The organism is Streptococcus oralis, from assembly GCF_023110435.1.
GTDB lineage: Bacteria > Bacillota > Bacilli > Lactobacillales > Streptococcaceae > Streptococcus > Streptococcus oralis_CF.
Genome location: NZ_JALDWB010000001.1, coordinates 651001 through 668431, shown reverse-complemented (window position 1 = coordinate 668431; position 17431 = coordinate 651001). Strand labels below are relative to the sequence as shown.

The following is a 17431-nucleotide window of genomic DNA, read 5'->3' as shown; positions in this document are numbered from 1 at the left end:
CCCCTTGCCTTAAAAAAATATTTCACTATTAACTATTTTTCAGCCCTTCTCCATTGTGAGGAGGGCTTGGTTTGTGGTAAAATGGTTTTATGAATAAAAGAATGAATGAGTTAGTTGCCTTACTCAACCGCTATGCGACGGAGTACTATACGAGTGACAATCCTTCGGTTTCAGATAGCGAGTATGATCGCCTCTACCGTGAGTTGGTCGAGTTGGAAGCTGCCTATCCAGATCAAGTTTTAGCGGACAGTCCAACCTATCGTGTTGGTGGTAAGGTTTTAGATGGTTTTGAAAAATACAGTCATCAGTATCCTCTTTATAGTTTGCAGGATGCTTTTTCACGTGAAGAGTTAGAAGCTTTTGATGCGCGTGTTCGTAAGGAGTTAGCCCATCCCACTTATATCTGTGAGCTAAAAATCGATGGTTTGTCTATCTCGCTAACTTATGAAAATGGGATTTTGGTTGTCGGTGCCACACGTGGAGATGGTTCTGTTGGTGAAAATATCACAGAGAACCTTAAGCGTGTCAAGGACATTCCTTTGACCTTGCCAGAAGAACTAGATATTACCGTTCGTGGAGAGTGTTACATGCCACGCGCTTCGTTTGACCAAGTCAACCAAGCTCGCCAAGAAAATGGAGAGCCTGAATTTGCTAATCCTCGTAATGCGGCGGCTGGAACTTTGCGTCAGCTGGATACGGCAGTAGTTGCCAAACGTAATCTTGCGACTTTTCTCTATCAAGAAGCAAGCCCTTCTACTCGTGATAGCCAAGAAAAGGTCTTGGATCATCTTGAACAGCTTGGTTTTGTGGTTAATCCTAAACGAATATTGACTAAAAGTATAGATGAGATATGGGACTTTATCCAAGAAGTAGGACAAGAACGGGAGAAACTGCCTTACGATATCGATGGGGTGGTAATCAAGGTCAATGACTTAGCAGGTCAAGAAGAACTCGGTTTTACCGTCAAGGCTCCAAAGTGGGCAGTAGCTTACAAGTTCCCTGCTGAGGAAAAAGAAGCTCAACTACTCTCAGTTGACTGGACAGTTGGTCGTACGGGTGTTGTGACCCCAACTGCAAATCTAACACCAGTACAACTAGCTGGAACAACTGTTAGTCGTGCAACACTGCACAATGTAGATTATATCGCCGAAAAGGATATCCGAAAGGACGATACGGTTATAGTTTATAAGGCTGGAGATATCATCCCTGCTGTTTTGCGTGTGGTAGAGTCTAAGCGTGTTTCTGAAGAAAAACTAGATATTCCGACTAACTGTCCAAGTTGTGATAGTCACTTGCTTCACTTTGAAGATGAAGTGGCTCTTCGTTGTATCAATCCACGATGCCCTGCCCAAATCATGGAAGGTTTGATTCACTTTGCCTCTCGAGATGCCATGAATATTACAGGACTTGGTCCATCTATCGTTGAAAAGCTTTTTGCTGCCAATTTAGTAAAGGATGTGACGGATATTTACCGTTTGAAAGAAGAAGATTTCCTCCTTTTAGAAGGTGTCAAGGAAAAGTCTGCTTCTAAACTTTATCAGGCCATTCAAGTATCTAAGGAAAACTCTGCTGAAAAGCTCTTGTTCGGTCTGGGCATTCGCCATGTCGGAAGCAAGGCAAGTCAACTCTTGCTCCAACATTTCCACTCTATTGAAAATCTAGCCCAAGCAGATCCAGATGAAGTGGCAAGTATCGAAAGCTTGGGTGGTGTGATTGCCCAAAGCCTTCAGACCTATTTTGCTACCGAAGGATCGAAGATTCTCTTAGACGAGTTGAAAGAAGCTGGAGTCAATCTGGATTACAAAGGACAGACGGTAGTAGCAGATGCAGCCTTGTCAGGTTTGACCGTTGTACTGACAGGAAAATTGGAACGTCTCAAACGCTCAGAAGCAAGAAGTAAACTCGAAAGTCTTGGTGCCAAAGTCACAGGCAGTGTGTCCAAGAAAACGGATCTTGTCGTAGCAGGAGCAGATGCAGGAAGCAAGCTTCAAAAAGCACAGGAACTTGGTATCGAAGTTCGAGATGAAGCTTGGCTAGAAAGTTTGTAAAGAATAGTTGAAAACTAGGTGTTAGATAGTCTCAAACTATCTCTCCTGATGTGTTTTGACATGGTTAAAATCTGTTGTCCATCGTGATGAAATGCCAACTGAATCCATCAGAATCAAATAAAATTAAAATAGAAATTAGAAATTAGGAAAAAACATGCACAATTATCCCGTTCTTCTCCATTTTCATAGAAAAAGTGGAGATTATACAGCTTGCTCATTTAGCACAGACCGAGATGAAAACAAAAGCTCTTTAACTTCAGAGACCACTTATTTTGGTCTTCAGTTTTCTTTTACCGTGACCCGTCAGGAAAAGGTGGATAGTTTCACCTTCAAAGCCGAGATAGATGGTGTATTAAAAGAATATCTTGTACGTTTTAACTACTATCCCTTGCTAACAGAAGCATGGATTTTAGAGGGCGACGAGACTGTTTATTATTCTGAAAATCCAGCCATTGCTAGTCCTTACTACAAAGATCAAAATCCATTTGCTTTTGATAAAGCCATCCATAGCGCAAGCTTTGATCATCACTGGGGATATCAAGGAGACTTGGGCTGCCAAGGATCTGATTCCCAGACCAGTTTTAAACTTTGGGCTCCAACAGCTACAGCTGTTCAGGTGGTTGTCTATGAAAACACTGGTAACGATGCACCTATTTGGAAAACCTTTAATCTAGAGCGTGGTAATAGCTATTCATATAGTCATAAGTACAATACCATTGGTGTGTGGAGTCTAGACTTAGATGAAAATCTTGCTGGTAAGGCTTATCAGTATCAGATTGAGTTTCCGCACCATCAGACTTTGACGAGAGATCCTTACACAACTGCAACAAGTCCTGATGGAAAACGTTCTGTAATTCTTTCTCATCAGGACAGACAAGTAGAAAGATTTGAGGTCAAACATGGGACAGAAGCTCCTTGGCGTTTGGAGAATCCATGTAAAGCAGTTATCTGTGAGATGCACATTCGTGATTTTACCCAATCGCCTACATCTGGTGTTCCTGAAGAACTCCGCGGAACCTTCTTGGGTGCTGCTCAGACTGGAACAGTTAACCAGTACGGTCAAGCAACCGCCTTTGACTATATTAAAGAACTTGGTTGCAACTATGTTCAACTTCAACCTATCTTTGATCGTCATAAGGAATATGATCAGGATGGAAATGTAACCTATAACTGGGGTTATGATCCTCAAAACTACAACGCACCGGAAACGAGCTTCTCTAGCAATCCAGATGATCCCGGACAAGTTATTCGAGACCTCAAGACCATGATTCAGGCTTATCATGATGCAGGAATCGGTGTCATTATGGATGTCGTTTACAACCATACCTTTTCAACAGTTGACGCTCCATTCCAGACAACTGTTCCCGATTATTTCTATCGTATGAATCGTGATGGAACTTTTCAAAACGGTACGGGGGTAGGAAATGAAACCGCAAGTGAACACGAGATGTTCCGCAAGTATATGATTGATTCCATCCTTTATTGGGTGAAAGAATACAATATTGACGGTTTCCGTTTCGACTTGATGGGCATTCATGATGTCAAAACTATGCAGGCAATTCGTTGGGCACTGGATGAGGTCGATCCGCGTATTCTCACTTATGGAGAAGGCTGGGATATGGGAACAGGTCTTGCTCCTTATGACAAGGCTAAGAAGGATAACGCCTATCAGATGCCAAATATAGGTTTCTTTAACGATAATCAGCGTGATGCGATCAAAGGAGGAGAAGTTTATGGAGCAATCAAATCAGGATTTGTGAGTGGTGCTGCTACAGAACCAATCGTCGCCAAGGCTATTCTTGGTAGCCGAGAGTTGGGATCTTATCTCAGTCCAAACCAAGTTCTCAACTATGTTGAAGCTCATGACAATTACAATCTTCATGACTTGCTAGCAACCCTTCATCCTGATAAGAGTTCCGACCAGATTATGCGCAAGGTTGAGACAGCGACAGCTATGAATCTTCTCATGCAAGGAATGGCCTTTATAGAACTAGGTCAAGAGTTTGGACGAACTAAGTTGATTCCAACTGGTGAACATGGAGAACTAACTCCTGCAGACCGAGAACGTGCTATGAATAGCTATAATGCTCCGGACAGTGTTAACCAAGTCAACTGGGATCTGATCAATGAACGCCAAGACAGCATTGAGTTTATTCGTCAGATTATCCGCCTAAAAACGCAAATCAGTGCCTTCTCTTATCCAACATATGAAGAAATTTACCGTCATGTCTTTGTCCATACAGCTGCTGAGAATAGCGGGTGGATTGTTTATGAGATTCACGGTGGAGCAGAGCACTTATTGGTGGTATTCAATGCTAAGGGAACTTCCTTCTACTTTGAAAATGCAGGTAAGCTTGAAATGTTCCTTACCAACAGTCGTTCAAAACAAGAAAATGTTATTGATGATATTAGTGTCGCAGTTTTAAAAGTGCTCTCATAAATTAATGTAGTAAAAAGGGTTAGATTATCTAATCCTTTTTGTCATTTATGAGGTTTTTAATGAAGAGTAGAATTAAGTTTCAAATAATTTGAAGGTTCAAGATTGTGAAAAAAATCTCAATTTTTTTCACAAAAAGGGTTGCAATTTTCTGAAAATTTGATAAAATAAGTCTTAATAATTTTCAGGAGGAAGAAAATTGGCAAGATATCAGAATTTAGTAAATGGAAATTGGAAATCATCTGAAAAGGAAATTACAATCTATTCACCCATTAATCAGGAAAAGCTGGGGACAGTACCAGCTATGAGTCAGGCTGAAGTAGATGAGGCTATGAAAGCTGCGCGTGCAGCTCTCCCAGCATGGCGTGATTTAGCACCAGTTGAACGTGCAACCTATCTGCATAAGGTAGCAGCTATTTTAGAACGCGATAAAGAAAAAATTGGTACAATTCTTGCCAAAGAGGTTGCCAAAGGGATAAAAGCAGCCATTGGAGAAGTAGTACGTACAGCAGATTTGATTCGTTTTGCTGCAGAAGAAGGTCTCCGTATCACTGGACAAGCAATGGAAGGTGGCGGTTTTGAAGCTGCAAGTAAAAACAAACTAGCCGTTGTCCGTCGTGAGCCGGTTGGTGTCGTTTTAGCTATCGCACCATTTAACTATCCAGTTAACCTTTCTGGATCTAAGATTGCTCCAGCTTTGATTGCAGGGAATGTCGTCATGTTTAAACCGCCAACACAAGGATCTATCTCAGGTCTGCTATTAGCCAAGGCTTTTGATGAGGCAGGTATTCCAGCAGGAGTATTTAATACGATAACTGGACGAGGTTCTGAAATCGGTGACTATATCATTGAACATAAAGAAGTTAACTTTATCAACTTTACTGGCTCGACTCCAATTGGTGAGCGAATCGGTCGTTTAGCTGGAATGCGTCCTATCATGCTTGAACTTGGTGGGAAAGATGCAGCTATTGTTCTCGAAGATGCAGACTTGGAACACGCAGCTAAACAAATCGTCGGTGGAGCCTTTAGCTATTCAGGACAACGTTGTACTGCCATCAAGCGTGTCTTGGTTGTGGAAAGTGTGGCGGATAAATTGGCTGAATTACTTCAAGCAGAAGTTGCTAAGCTAACCGTTGGTGACCCATTTGACAATGCTGATATCACACCTGTTATTGACAATGCTTCAGCTGATTTTATCTGGGGATTGATTCAGGATGCGCAAGGTAAAGGTGCCAAAGCGCTCAGTCCAATCAAACGTGAGGGCAATCTCATTTGGCCGGGACTTTTTGATTATGTCACAAGAGATATGAAATTAGCTTGGGAAGAACCGTTTGGTCCTGTTCTGCCAATTATCCGTGTTTCCGATGCAAATGAAGCGGTAGCAATTGCCAATGAATCTGAGTTCGGTCTTCAATCATCCGTATTCACAAATGACTTTAAAAAAGCGTTTGAAATCGCTGAAAAACTTGAAGTCGGCACCGTTCATATTAATAATAAAACACAGCGTGGACCAGATAATTTCCCATTCCTTGGGGTCAAAGGATCTGGTGCTGGTGTGCAAGGGATTAAATACAGCATTGAAGCAATGACAAATGTCAAATCCATTGTTTTTGATATGAAATAATTTATAAAATCAGGAAAAGGGCTTCCTGATTTTATTTTTTTCAAAAAATTACAGTTTAAAATTGATAAAAAACGAATATTCTGGTATTATAATAAAAAAATATATGGAAATTATCCATTTTTTCAACAATTAAATGAAAAAATTATATAATGTTAAAATATATTTTCTAAAATTTTCAAGATAATTTTGGTGAAATTCCGTAAATTACTTGAAAGTTATCTTAAAAGAGTGTATAATAGAATTATAGAAAACGCTTACAAAAAGAAAGGGGATTGGATGAATAATCAAGAAGCATTGAGAACCTTCACTACTGGAGAAAATTTTCATCTTCAGCACTATCTAGGAGCACATAAAGAGGAAAAAGACGGAGAAATTGGTTTTACTTTCCGTGTTTGGGCACCTAACGCTCAGGCTGTGCACTTAGTTGGTGATTTTACAAACTGGACAGAACACCAAATTCCTATGGTACGGAATGAATCGGGTGTTTGGGAAGTCTTCACAAGTCTAGCTCATGAAGGGCAGATTTATAAGTATCATATCACGCGTGCAAATGGGCACCAGATTATGAAAATTGATCCATTGGCAGTTCGTTTTGAGGCTCGCCCAGAGACTGGAGCCATCCTGACTGATATTCCAGAGAAAAAATGGAAAGATGGTCTTTGGCTAGCTAGGAGAAAACGCTGGGGCTTTTTTGAGAGACCAGTCAATATTTATGAAGCCCATGCTGGATCTTGGAAAAGAAATCCAGATGGTAGTCCATACAGCTTTGCACAACTTAAGGAGGAGCTGATTCCTTATCTTGTTGAGATGAACTACACTCACATCGAGTTTATGCCTTTAATGGCTCACCCGCTTGGATTGAGTTGGGGCTACCAGCTTATGGGTTACTTTGCTATGGAGCACTCTTATGGGCGACCAGAGGAATTCCAAGATTTTGTTGAGGAATGTCATTTAAACAATATCGGTGTAATTGTGGATTGGGTTCCAGGTCATTTTACCATCAACGATGACGCTCTTGCTTATTACGATGGAACACCGACTTTTGAATACCAAGACCACAATAAGGCTCATAACTATGGTTGGGGAGCTCTTAACTTTGACCTTGGGAAGAATGAAGTTCAGTCTTTCTTGATTTCTAGCATTAAATTCTGGATTGACTTTTATCATTTAGACGGTATTCGAGTGGATGCAGTCAGCAATATGCTCTACCTCGACTATGATAATGCTCCTTGGACTCCAAACAAAGACGGTGGCAATCTCAACTACGAAGGCTACTATTTCCTTCAACGTTTGAACACAGTTATCAAGTTGGCTCATCCAGATGTGATGATGATTGCAGAAGAAAGTTCATCAGCAACAAAGATTACTGGTATGAAAGAAATGGGCGGTCTTGGCTTTGACTACAAGTGGAATATGGGCTGGATGAATGATATTCTCCGTTTCTACGAGGAGGACCCTATCTATCGTAAGTATGATTTTAACTTGGTAACCTTCAGCTTCATGTACGTTTTCAATGAAAACTACCTCTTACCTTTCTCACATGATGAAGTCGTGCATGGTAAGAAAAGCATGATGCACAAGATGTGGGGTGATCGCTACAATCAATTTGCAGGTTTGCGAAATCTCTACACTTATCAAATTTGTCATCCAGGTAAGAAACTCTTGTTCATGGGAAGCGAATATGGTCAGTTCTTAGAGTGGAAATCTGAAGAGCAATTGGAATGGTCTAACTTGGAAGATCCAATGAATGCTAAGATGAAGTACTTCACTTCTCAACTCAATCAATTCTATAAAGAGCATCGTTGCCTTTGGGAAATTGACACCAGCTACGATGGCATCGAAATTATCGATGCGGATAATAGAGATCAGAGTGTCCTTTCCTTTATTCGTAAGAGTAAAAAGGGTGAGATGCTAGTCTGTGTCTTTAATATGGCGCCTGTTGAACGAAAAGACTTTACAATCGGACTTCCTGTCGCAGGAGTTTATGAAGAAGTTTGGAATACAGAGTTGGAACAATGGGGTGGTGTCTGGAAAGAATACAACCAAACAGTTCAGACTCAAGAAGGCTTATGGAAAGATTATGAGCAGACTTTGACCTTTACCCTGCCTGCCATGGGAGCAAGCATCTGGAAGATCAAGCGTCGTTTGAAACCAACTAAAACTGTCACAAATAAAACCCAAAAAGGAGTAGAAAATGAAGAATGAAATGCTAGCTTTGATCCTTGCCGGTGGGCAAGGAACACGTCTCGGAAAACTCACTCAAAGCATTGCCAAACCAGCAGTGCAATTCGGTGGACGCTACCGTATCATTGACTTTGCGCTTTCAAACTGTGCTAACTCTGGGATTCACAACGTCGGTGTTATTACGCAGTATCAACCTCTTGCCTTAAACAACCATATTGGAAATGGTTCGAGCTGGGGTCTGGATGGAATTAACACAGGTGTTTCTATTCTTCAACCCTACTCTGCAAGCGAGGGAAATCGTTGGTTTGAAGGAACTAGCCACGCTATCTACCAAAATATTGACTACATCGACAGTGTCAATCCTGAATATGTTCTGATCCTTTCTGGTGACCACATCTACAAGATGGACTACGATGATATGCTTCAGTCCCATAAGGATAACAATGCCAGTTTGACGGTAGCTGTCCTAGACGTACCTCTCAAAGAAGCTAGCCGTTTTGGTATCATGAATACAGACGCCAATAACCGAATCGTTGAATTCGAAGAAAAACCTGCTCAACCTAAGTCTACAAAGGCTTCTATGGGGATTTATATTTTTGACTGGAAACGACTTCGCAATATGCTTGTTGCTGCTGAAAAGAGCAATGTGGATATGTCAGACTTTGGGAAGAACGTTATCCCTAACTATCTCGAGTCTGGTGAAAGTGTCTATGCTTATGAATTTAATGGCTACTGGAAAGACGTTGGTACGATTGAGTCACTTTGGGAAGCCAATATGGAGTACATTTCGCCAGAGAATGCCTTGGATAGCCGTAATCGTCAATGGAAAATTTACTCAAGAAACTTGATCTCACCACCCAACTACTTTGGAGCACATGCACACGTTGAAGATTCATTGGTCGTGGATGGCTGTTTTGTAGATGGAACGGTTAAGCGTTCGATTCTATCAACAGAAGCACAAGTACGTGAGGGTGCTGAAGTCGTTGATTCTGTTATTATGAGTGGGGCTATTATTGGCCATGGAGCAAAGATTACTCGTGCTATTATTGGTGAGGGTGCCATTATTGCAGACGGCGTTGAGATTGACGGAACGGATGAAGTACAAGTAGTAGGATACAATGAAGTAGTGGGGGTAGCAACAGATGAAGATTGATAAATATTCAGCCATTTTAGGAAACACAGTTGGTTTTCATGATATGTCAACGTTAACAGAACACCGTCCGGTAGCTAGCTTGCCTTTCGGCGGGAAATACCGTTTGATTGACTTCCCCCTTTCCAGTCTTGCAAATGCAGGTGTTCGTAGTATCTTTGGTATTTTCCAACAAGATAATATCAGCTCAGTATTCGACCATATCCGTTCAGGTCGTGAGTGGGGCTTATCTACCCTTCTCAGTCACTACTATCTAGGAATTTACAATACTCGTGTTGAAAGTAGCACAGTTGGGAAAGAATATTACCAACAGCTTCTCACTTATTTGAAACGTTCAGGATCAAATCAGACGGTTGCACTTAACTGTGATATCGTGGTGAATATTGACCTCAATCAAGTACTCCATTTACATACTACTGCTGGTCGTCCAATTACAGTTGTTTATAAGAAATTACCTAAAAAGGATATTTCAGATGTTAATGCCATCTTGGAAGTGGATGAAACAGACCGTGTTCTTTCTCATCAACTTTTTGATGCCAAATCAACAGATGAACTTTTCAACATGTCTACAGATATATTCGTCGTTGACACTCCGTGGTTGATTAAGCGTTTGGAAGAAGAAGTTCAAAAAGAATACCCAGAAAAATTACGCTATGTTTTACGTGAGTTAGCAGCTAAAGAAGGTGCTTTTGCTTATGAATACACTGGCTACCTAGCCAATATTCACTCTGTTCAATCCTATTATCAAGCCAATATTGATATGCTGGAGTCTCAAAAATTCTACTCTCTCTTCTCACCTAACCAAAAAATTTATACCAAGGTTAAGAACGAAGAACCAACTTACTACTCAGACACCTCTAAGGTAAGTAACTCGCAGTTCGCCTCTGGTAGTATCATAGAGGGTAAAGTAGTTCAGTCGGTCCTATCACGTAATATTCACGTTCATAAGGATAGTCTAGTTAAAGACAGCCTTCTCTTCCCACGTGTTGTGATTGGTCAGGGTGCCCAAGTTGAGTATGCAATCTTGGACAAAGGGGTTGAAGTTGCTGACGGTGTCGTTATTCGCGGTACTGCAGAACACCCGGTTGTAGTCAAAAAAGGCGAAAAAGTTACAGAGGATATTCATTCATGAAAATTTTATTCGTAGCAGCAGAGGGTGCGCCCTTTTCAAAAACAGGTGGTTTGGGAGACGTTATTGGTGCTCTTCCCAAATCACTGGTAAAGGCAGGGCATGAAGTTGCTGTTTTCCTACCCTACTATGATATGGTAGAGGCTAAGTTTGGGGACCAGATTGAGGATGTTCTTCACTTTGAAGTGAGTGTAGGATGGCGTAGACAGTACTGTGGGATTAAGAAGACCGTCTTGAATGGTGTTACCTTTTACTTCGTAGACAATCAAACATATTTCTTCCGAGGTCATGTTTACGGAGATTTCGATGATGGTGAACGCTTTGCCTTCTTCCAACTGGCTGCTCTTGAAGCCATGGAGCGAATTGATTTCATTCCAGATATTCTCCATGCCCATGATTATCACACCGCTATGATTCCTTTTCTCTTGAAGGAAAAATACAGATGGATTCAGGCATATCAAGGAATCAGAACCGTCTTAACTATTCATAATTTGGAATTCCAAGGTCAGTTTTCTGAAGGAATGTTGTGGGATTTGTTTGGAGTCGGTTTTGAACGTTACGCTGATGGAACCCTTCGTTGGAATGACTGTCTTAACTGGATGAAAGCAGGTATTCTCTACGCGGATCGTGTCTCAACCGTATCTCCTAGCTATGCACATGAGATTATGACCAGTCAGTTTGGTTGCGGTTTAGATCAGATTCTTAGAATGGAGTCAGGTAAGGTTTCTGGTATTGTTAATGGAATCGATACCGATCTCTATAATCCGGAGACAGATGCTCTTTTAGACTATCATTTTGATAAGGAAGATTTGTCTGGAAAAGCTCAAAACAAAGCAAAATTGCAAGAGAGAGTTGGTCTACCTGTGAGAGCAGATGTTCCTCTAGTTGGGATCGTCTCTCGTTTGACGCGCCAAAAAGGTTTTGATGTTGTGGTAGAAAGCTTGCACCGTTTCTTACAGGAGGACGTTCAAATAGTCCTTTTAGGAACAGGTGACCCGGCTTTTGAACATTCCTTCTCTTGGTTTGCTCAAGTCTATCCTGACAAGCTATCAGCAAATATCACTTTTGACGTCAAGCTCGCTCAAGAAATCTACGCAGCTTGTGATCTCTTCCTCATGCCGAGTCGTTTTGAACCATGTGGCTTGTCTCAAATGATGGCTATGCGTTATGGAACTCTACCATTGGTTCATGAAGTGGGTGGACTAAGAGATACAGTTCAATCCTTCAATCCGATCGAAGGAACTGGTACTGGATTTAGCTTTGACAATTTAACACCATACTGGCTTAACTGGAGTTTCCAAACAGCCTTGGATGTTTATAAGTACCAGCCGGACGTTTGGAAAAATCTACAAAAACAAGCTATGGAATGCGATTTCTCATGGGATACAGCCTGCAAATCTTACCTGGACTTGTACCATAGTTTAGTCAACTAATAGATGAAATCGTATGATTCTTTCATACGATTTTTGGACTATTTAGAGAAGAGGAGAAGTAATGCCCCAAGTAAAAGGCCTATGTGTCATGGATGTTGACGGCACCTTAATAGCAGAAGAGGTGATTGACCTTTTAGGAAGAGAAGCAGGTTGCGAAGAAGAAATATCGCAGATTACAAGCCAGGCAATGCGAGGAGAACTGGACTTTGAAAGGAGTTTACGAGAGAGAGTCGCTTTGTTAAAAGGTCTTCCGATTTCGGTCTTTGATACTGTCTTCAAATCCATTCATCTGTCCCAAAATGCTCCAAAATTTATCTCTATTCTCCAAAAGAATGGCATCCTAGTTGGTCTAGTGTCTGGTGGATTTAGCCCAATCGTTGAGAGACTAGCAAAGCACCTAGGTATTTCCTATTTCTCAGCCAACCAGATAGAAGTCAAAGACGGCTTTTTAACAGGGCAACTAGTTGGTGAAATAGTGACAGCCCAAGTAAAACAAGCTACGCTTGAGATTTGGAGAAAGGAATTAGGACTTCCCAAAGAAAGAACGATTGCCATCGGTGATGGTGCCAATGACCTCTTGATGTTAAAGTCAGCAGGTCACGGTATAGCCTTTTGTGCCAAAGAAGTCGTAAAATCTGAGATAGCTTGTCATGTAGATACGAGGGATCTTTTAGAAGTTCTTCCTTTGATTGATTTCTTAGAATGAGAGGGAACTATGAAAATTGTAATTGCACCCGATTCTTTTAAAGAAAGTTTGACGGCTGAACAGGTCGCTCAAGCTATAAAAAAAGGCTTCGAACAGTCAATAGCGGATGTAGAATGTCTGCTTTGCCCTGTAGGTGATGGTGGGGAAGGAACCGTAGATGCTATTCGACATTCTCTTGAACTCGAAGAAAAATGGCAAGAGGTTACGGGACCTTTTGGGCTAAAAGAACCCATGCGCTACTTTCAAAAAGGTCAAATAGCGCTCTTTGAAGTTGCTGACTTGGTTGGTTTAGGAAAGATTCCGCAAGAGAAACGAAATCCTCTCCACATCCAAACTCGTGGTATCGGAGAGTTGATTCGTCAACTCATTGATCAAGGAATGAAAGAAATCTATATCGGCGTTGGTGGTACGGCTAGTAATGACGGTGGGATAGGCATTGCTGCTGGTTTGGGGTATCGTTTTTATGATAAGAATGGAAAAGAATTGCCAGCTTGCGGTCAGACTTTGCTTGAGTTCGTGTCAGTTTCAAATAGCAACTTGCATAGGATTCCTGAAGATGTGAAAATCCGTATTTTAGCAGATGTCGTGAGCCCTTTATGTGGTCATCAAGGAGCGACCTATACATTTGGAAAACAAAAGGGCTTAGATCCTGCTTTGTTTGAGACAGTAGATTTGACTGTACAGCGGTTCTATGAAAAACTCTCGCCTGCAACCCTGTCTCTGAAAGGAGCAGGAGCTGGAGGTGGTATTGCTGCTGGACTCTTTGCCTTTGCTCAGGCCAGTATCGTATCTGGTATTGACACTTGCTTGGATTTGATAGACTTTGACGAGAAAGTTTCAGGTGCCGACTTGGTTATCGTTGGAGAAGGCAGACTGGACTGTCAAAGCTTTGTTGGAAAAGCTCCTGTCGGTGTAGCAAAAAGAACCCCTAACGGAGTTCCTGTTATCGCTATTTGCGGTAGTCTTTCTGAGGATTTGCCTCCCCTACCATTTGAAAATATAGAAGCAGCATTTTCCATTTTGGAGAAAAGTGAACCTTTGGAAGACAGTTTGAAAAATGCAAGTCTCTACTTGGAGCACACAGCTACTAATATTGGTCGTTTATTAAATTTGAGGAAGGATTAACCAAACCATTTTTTCCAGATGGATTTTTTAGGTGGATCTGCCTTTTTCTCCTCCCAAAGACTTGAGAATGCAAGTCTAAGGTCCTTTTCGTCTAATTGAACAGGTTCGTTCGTGTGAATGACAAGGCCAAAAGGAGAGGTGATATGATCGTCTGAAACAATAGTCGCCTGGCAATTACTTTCCTTTGCTTGTTTTAAGTAAAAGACCTGTTTGTCAAACTCAATATTTGGTGAGATCTTCACAAAAAGTTCCTCTACCTTTTCTTGAAAACCCTCTAAAATAGAGAAAAATCCATGTTCTAATTCAGGACTATTGGCTGTCTCGATATCCGCATAGCCCAGAACCCTCTCCTCGAAAGTGCCAAGAAAGCGACGTTGCTCATCCGGGTTTAATTTTGGCCCGCCATGAGCTTTTTCTAGTAGTTGTTTTGATAAATCTGTCATAAAAACAGTATATCACAAAAATCGCAAGAAAACAGACGAAAGAAAGCGATTACTTTATAAAGTTAAGGAAAATTTGCACAAAGATAACGTTTTTTCTTGAAAAACGCTTATTTTTAAGGTATCATAGAGGTGTAAAAAATTTAACTCAAAGGAGAGTAAAAAATGTCAATTATTACTGATGTTTACGCTCGCGAAGTCCTAGACTCACGCGGTAACCCAACACTTGAAGTAGAAGTTTATACTGAATCAGGTGCTTTCGGACGTGGTATGGTTCCATCAGGAGCTTCTACTGGTGAACACGAAGCAGTTGAACTTCGCGACGGTGACAAATCTCGTTACGGTGGTCTTGGTACACAAAAAGCTGTTGACAACGTAAACAACATCATCGCTGAAGCAATCATCGGCTACGATGTACGTGACCAACAAGCTATCGACCGTGCTATGATCGCACTTGACGGTACTCCTAACAAAGGTAAATTGGGTGCAAACGCAATCCTTGGTGTGTCTATCGCTGTAGCTCGTGCTGCTGCTGACTACCTTGAAATCCCACTTTACAGCTACCTTGGTGGATTCAACACTAAAGTTCTTCCAACTCCAATGATGAACATCATCAACGGTGGTTCTCACTCTGACGCTCCAATCGCTTTCCAAGAATTCATGATCGTACCTGCTGGTGCACCATCATTCAAAGAAGCTCTTCGTTGGGGTGCTGAAATCTTCCACGCTCTTAAGAAAATCCTTAAATCACGTGGTTTGGAAACTGCCGTAGGTGACGAAGGTGGATTCGCTCCTCGTTTCGAAGGAACTGAAGACGGAGTTGAAACTATCCTTGCTGCAATTGAAGCTGCTGGATATGTTCCTGGTAAAGACGTATTTATCGGATTTGACTGTGCTTCATCAGAATTCTACGATAAAGAACGTAAAGTTTACGACTACACTAAATTCGAAGGTGAAGGAGCTGCTGTACGTACTGCTGCAGAACAAATCGACTACCTTGAAGAATTGGTAAACAAATACCCAATCATCACTATCGAAGATGGTATGGATGAAAACGACTGGGACGGTTGGAAAGCTCTTACTGAACGTCTTGGTGGTAAAGTTCAATTGGTTGGTGACGACTTCTTCGTAACAAACACTTCTTACCTTGAAAAAGGTATTGCAGAAGGTGCTGCTAACTCAATCCTTATCAAAGTTAACCAAATCGGTACTCTTACTGAAACTTTCGACGCTATCGAAATGGCGAAAGAAGCTGGTTACACTGCAGTTGTATCACACCGTTCAGGTGAAACTGAAGATTCAACAATCGCTGACATCGCAGTTGCAACTAACGCAGGACAAATCAAAACTGGTTCACTTTCACGTACAGACCGTATCGCTAAGTACAACCAATTGCTTCGTATCGAAGACCAACTTGGTGAAGTAGCAGAATACCGTGGATTGAAATCATTCTACAACTTGAAAAAATAATCTAGTTCAGTGAACTATTTTATCCCGAACCTTGAAATTGAAAAGTTCGGCCGTTGATTTAACAACGTTTTAAGCCCCTCGGATTTTTTCCGAAGGGCTTTTTTCTGTTCAAGGGGATAAGAAAGGGGCAGAGTTTATGGTATAATAGACAAAAACACTTGTATTAGGAAGAAATTATGTCGAAAGAGATTGATATTGAGTATTACCACCAACTAGCACTGCAAAAGCAGAAGGAGCACCGCAAAGTGTTAGCTAATCTAAAGAAAAAACCTCCTAAAAACTTAGATAAAATTGCGCAGCAGATTCACCAAGAAGTCTTTGCTGAGATTGATTGTACTGCCTGTGCTAACTGTTGCAAGACATTGGGTCCTGATTTTAAGGAAGCAGATATTACTCGTATTGCCAAGTATTTTAAGATGAAATTACCAGCCTTTGAAGCAGAGTTTTTACAGGTGGACGAAGACGGTGACAAGGTTTTTAAATCCATGCCTTGTCCCTTTCTAGGAGGGGACAATCTCTGTTCTATCTATGATGTTCGTCCAAAGGCCTGCCGGGAATTTCCCCATACAGACCGTAAAAAAATCCATCAAATCAACCATTTAACGATTAAGAACACCTTGACCTGCCCTGCAGCTTATCTCTTTGTTGAAAAATTAAAGGATAAGTTATAGAAATTTACACCTTTAAATCTTGTACAAAGATTCTAGGGCGGAAGTATCTGATATCTGTTAGACTATAGATAGAATTGAACACGGCCTAAAAGCTATGAGAAAAAGACAAATTTTCACTTTGCTTTTAAGGTCCTTTGTATCTTGCGGAGGTAAGAAGAAACGAATATGATGCATCAATTCAACCAAACCATGGATTATTTGGAGCAGCGGCTGACTGGAGAAGTGGATATGAAAAGATTTCAGCAGCTATCAGGCTATTCTTACCCTCTCTTTAGTAGACTATTTTCTATCCTGGCAGATATGACATTAGCAGAATACTTGCGCAATCGCAGGTTATCAGAAGCTGTGACAGACTTGCGGGAAGGCGCTGAGAAGGTCATTGACATAGCAATGAAATACGGCTATGACTCTGCGGATGCTTTTAGTGCGGCCTTTAAGAAATTCCATGGTGCAACTCCCTCAGAAGTTCGAAATGGAAAACCTTATCGGGTCTTTCCTAGACTTCAATTATCCTTAAAGATTACAGGAGGAAAGAACATGGATATCAAGATTCAAAAGAAACCTGCATTTACCGTGGCAGGCGTCCTACTGGAAGCTATTGACAATAGCAAATGCCCGTCTGCTTGGGAGCAGCTCTATGCAAATCACAGCTTGGAAAGCCTAGAAAGTCTGGGAAGTGGCCAATCTTTTGGTGCCTGCTCGGATGTCAAAGAAGGTGAAATCATTAATTATATGGCCGCTTATGATGTGACGGATAAAGATAAAGCAGATAAACTAGGACTATCAATCAAAGACATCCCAGAGGCTGAATATGCTATCGTACCAGTCAAGGGGGCTATACCAACCAGCATCCACCATGCTTGGAAATATGTCTTGGAGATTTTTTTCCCCGAAACTGGTTATCGCCACTCAGGAGCACCAGATTTTGAAGTTTATTCCGAGGGCGATATGTCGTCCCCAGACTACCAAATGGAACTCTGGATACCAGTGATCAAGGACTAGATAATTTTTTAT

Annotated in this window: 13 protein-coding genes; 12 read left to right on the top strand and 1 reads right to left on the bottom strand. The window is 41.3% G+C overall.

Going from position 1 to position 17431, the window contains the following annotated elements:
- Positions 1 to 89 precede the first annotated feature (89 nt).
- The 9 genes from ligA (at position 90) to M1F97_RS03345 (ending at position 13836) form a co-directional block, all read left to right on the top strand.
- Positions 90 to 2048 (top strand): NAD-dependent DNA ligase LigA, encoded by a 1959-nt coding sequence (ligA, locus tag M1F97_RS03385; protein ID WP_247944192.1) that lies wholly within the window; start codon positions 90 to 92, stop codon positions 2046 to 2048.
- A 154-nt stretch (positions 2049 to 2202) separates the two neighbouring features.
- Positions 2203 to 4488: a type I pullulanase gene (gene pulA, locus M1F97_RS03380; RefSeq protein WP_247944191.1), complete on the top strand. Its 2286-nt coding sequence runs from the start codon at positions 2203 to 2205 to the stop codon at positions 4486 to 4488.
- Between the two features lie 196 nt (positions 4489 to 4684).
- Positions 4685 to 6109 carry an NADP-dependent glyceraldehyde-3-phosphate dehydrogenase gene (locus M1F97_RS03375; protein WP_247944190.1) on the top strand — a complete coding sequence of 475 codons (1425 nt, stop codon included), beginning with the start codon at positions 4685 to 4687 and terminating at the stop codon, positions 6107 to 6109.
- A 276-nt stretch (positions 6110 to 6385) separates the two neighbouring features.
- The gene (gene glgB, locus M1F97_RS03370; RefSeq protein ID WP_001064524.1) at positions 6386 to 8314 is read left to right on the top strand and encodes a 1,4-alpha-glucan branching protein GlgB; all 1929 of its coding nucleotides are present in this window, start codon (positions 6386 to 6388) and stop codon (positions 8312 to 8314) included.
- Positions 8304 to 9446 (top strand): glucose-1-phosphate adenylyltransferase, encoded by a 1143-nt coding sequence (locus tag M1F97_RS03365; protein WP_247944189.1) that lies wholly within the window; start codon positions 8304 to 8306, stop codon positions 9444 to 9446. The genes glgB and M1F97_RS03365 overlap by 11 nt, the downstream gene beginning before the upstream one ends.
- Positions 9436 to 10575, top strand: coding sequence for a glucose-1-phosphate adenylyltransferase subunit GlgD (gene glgD / locus M1F97_RS03360; RefSeq protein WP_247944188.1), 1140 nt, complete (start codon positions 9436 to 9438; stop codon positions 10573 to 10575). Before M1F97_RS03365 ends, glgD begins: the two co-directional genes overlap by 11 nt.
- Positions 10572 to 12005, top strand: coding sequence for a glycogen synthase GlgA (gene glgA / locus M1F97_RS03355; RefSeq protein ID WP_247944187.1), 1434 nt, complete (start codon positions 10572 to 10574; stop codon positions 12003 to 12005). Before glgD ends, glgA begins: the two co-directional genes overlap by 4 nt.
- Positions 12006 to 12066: 61 nt before the next feature.
- Positions 12067 to 12711 (top strand): phosphoserine phosphatase SerB, encoded by a 645-nt coding sequence (gene serB, locus M1F97_RS03350; protein WP_247944186.1) that lies wholly within the window; start codon positions 12067 to 12069, stop codon positions 12709 to 12711.
- Between the two features lie 9 nt (positions 12712 to 12720).
- Positions 12721 to 13836, top strand: coding sequence for a glycerate kinase (locus M1F97_RS03345; protein WP_247944185.1), 1116 nt, complete (start codon positions 12721 to 12723; stop codon positions 13834 to 13836).
- Here M1F97_RS03345 and M1F97_RS03340 read toward each other — a convergent pair.
- Entirely contained in the window at positions 13833 to 14279 is a 447-nt protein-coding gene (locus M1F97_RS03340) for a DUF1694 domain-containing protein (RefSeq protein ID WP_247944184.1), read from the bottom strand. The two genes, M1F97_RS03345 and M1F97_RS03340, sit on opposite strands and share 4 nt — an antisense overlap.
- Positions 14280 to 14441: 162 nt before the next feature.
- On the opposite strand from M1F97_RS03340, the gene eno reads away from it, so the two are divergent.
- From eno to M1F97_RS03325, 3 genes are all read left to right on the top strand, one after another.
- The gene (eno, locus tag M1F97_RS03335) at positions 14442 to 15746 is read left to right on the top strand and encodes a surface-displayed alpha-enolase (RefSeq protein WP_000022821.1); all 1305 of its coding nucleotides are present in this window, start codon (positions 14442 to 14444) and stop codon (positions 15744 to 15746) included.
- Positions 15747 to 15922: 176 nt separating this feature from the next.
- A complete protein-coding gene (locus M1F97_RS03330) occupies positions 15923 to 16417 on the top strand; it encodes a YkgJ family cysteine cluster protein (protein WP_000031476.1) in 495 nt (164 codons plus the stop codon).
- Positions 16418 to 16582: 165 nt separating this feature from the next.
- Positions 16583 to 17419 (top strand): AraC family transcriptional regulator, encoded by an 837-nt coding sequence (locus tag M1F97_RS03325; RefSeq protein WP_247944183.1) that lies wholly within the window; start codon positions 16583 to 16585, stop codon positions 17417 to 17419.
- Positions 17420 to 17431 lie beyond the last annotated feature (12 nt).

What these genes read in the sequence shown, in the direction of transcription:
- M1F97_RS03325 (WP_247944183.1), top strand. Translation starts at nt 16,583, where the DNA reads ATGATGCATCAATTCAACCAAACCATGGATTATTTGGAGCAGCGGCTG.
- ligA (WP_247944192.1), top strand. Translation starts at nt 90, where the DNA reads ATGAATAAAAGAATGAATGAGTTAGTTGCCTTACTCAACCGCTATGCG.
- glgA (WP_247944187.1), top strand. Translation starts at nt 10,572, where the DNA reads ATGAAAATTTTATTCGTAGCAGCAGAGGGTGCGCCCTTTTCAAAAACA.
- pulA (WP_247944191.1), top strand. Translation starts at nt 2,203, where the DNA reads ATGCACAATTATCCCGTTCTTCTCCATTTTCATAGAAAAAGTGGAGAT.
- M1F97_RS03330 (WP_000031476.1), top strand. Translation starts at nt 15,923, where the DNA reads ATGTCGAAAGAGATTGATATTGAGTATTACCACCAACTAGCACTGCAA.
- serB (WP_247944186.1), top strand. Translation starts at nt 12,067, where the DNA reads ATGCCCCAAGTAAAAGGCCTATGTGTCATGGATGTTGACGGCACCTTA.
- M1F97_RS03365 (WP_247944189.1), top strand. Translation starts at nt 8,304, where the DNA reads ATGAAGAATGAAATGCTAGCTTTGATCCTTGCCGGTGGGCAAGGAACA.
- glgD (WP_247944188.1), top strand. Translation starts at nt 9,436, where the DNA reads ATGAAGATTGATAAATATTCAGCCATTTTAGGAAACACAGTTGGTTTT.
- M1F97_RS03345 (WP_247944185.1), top strand. Translation starts at nt 12,721, where the DNA reads ATGAAAATTGTAATTGCACCCGATTCTTTTAAAGAAAGTTTGACGGCT.
- glgB (WP_001064524.1), top strand. Translation starts at nt 6,386, where the DNA reads ATGAATAATCAAGAAGCATTGAGAACCTTCACTACTGGAGAAAATTTT.
- eno (WP_000022821.1), top strand. Translation starts at nt 14,442, where the DNA reads ATGTCAATTATTACTGATGTTTACGCTCGCGAAGTCCTAGACTCACGC.
- M1F97_RS03340 (WP_247944184.1), bottom strand. Translation starts at nt 14,279, where the DNA reads ATGACAGATTTATCAAAACAACTACTAGAAAAAGCTCATGGCGGGCCA.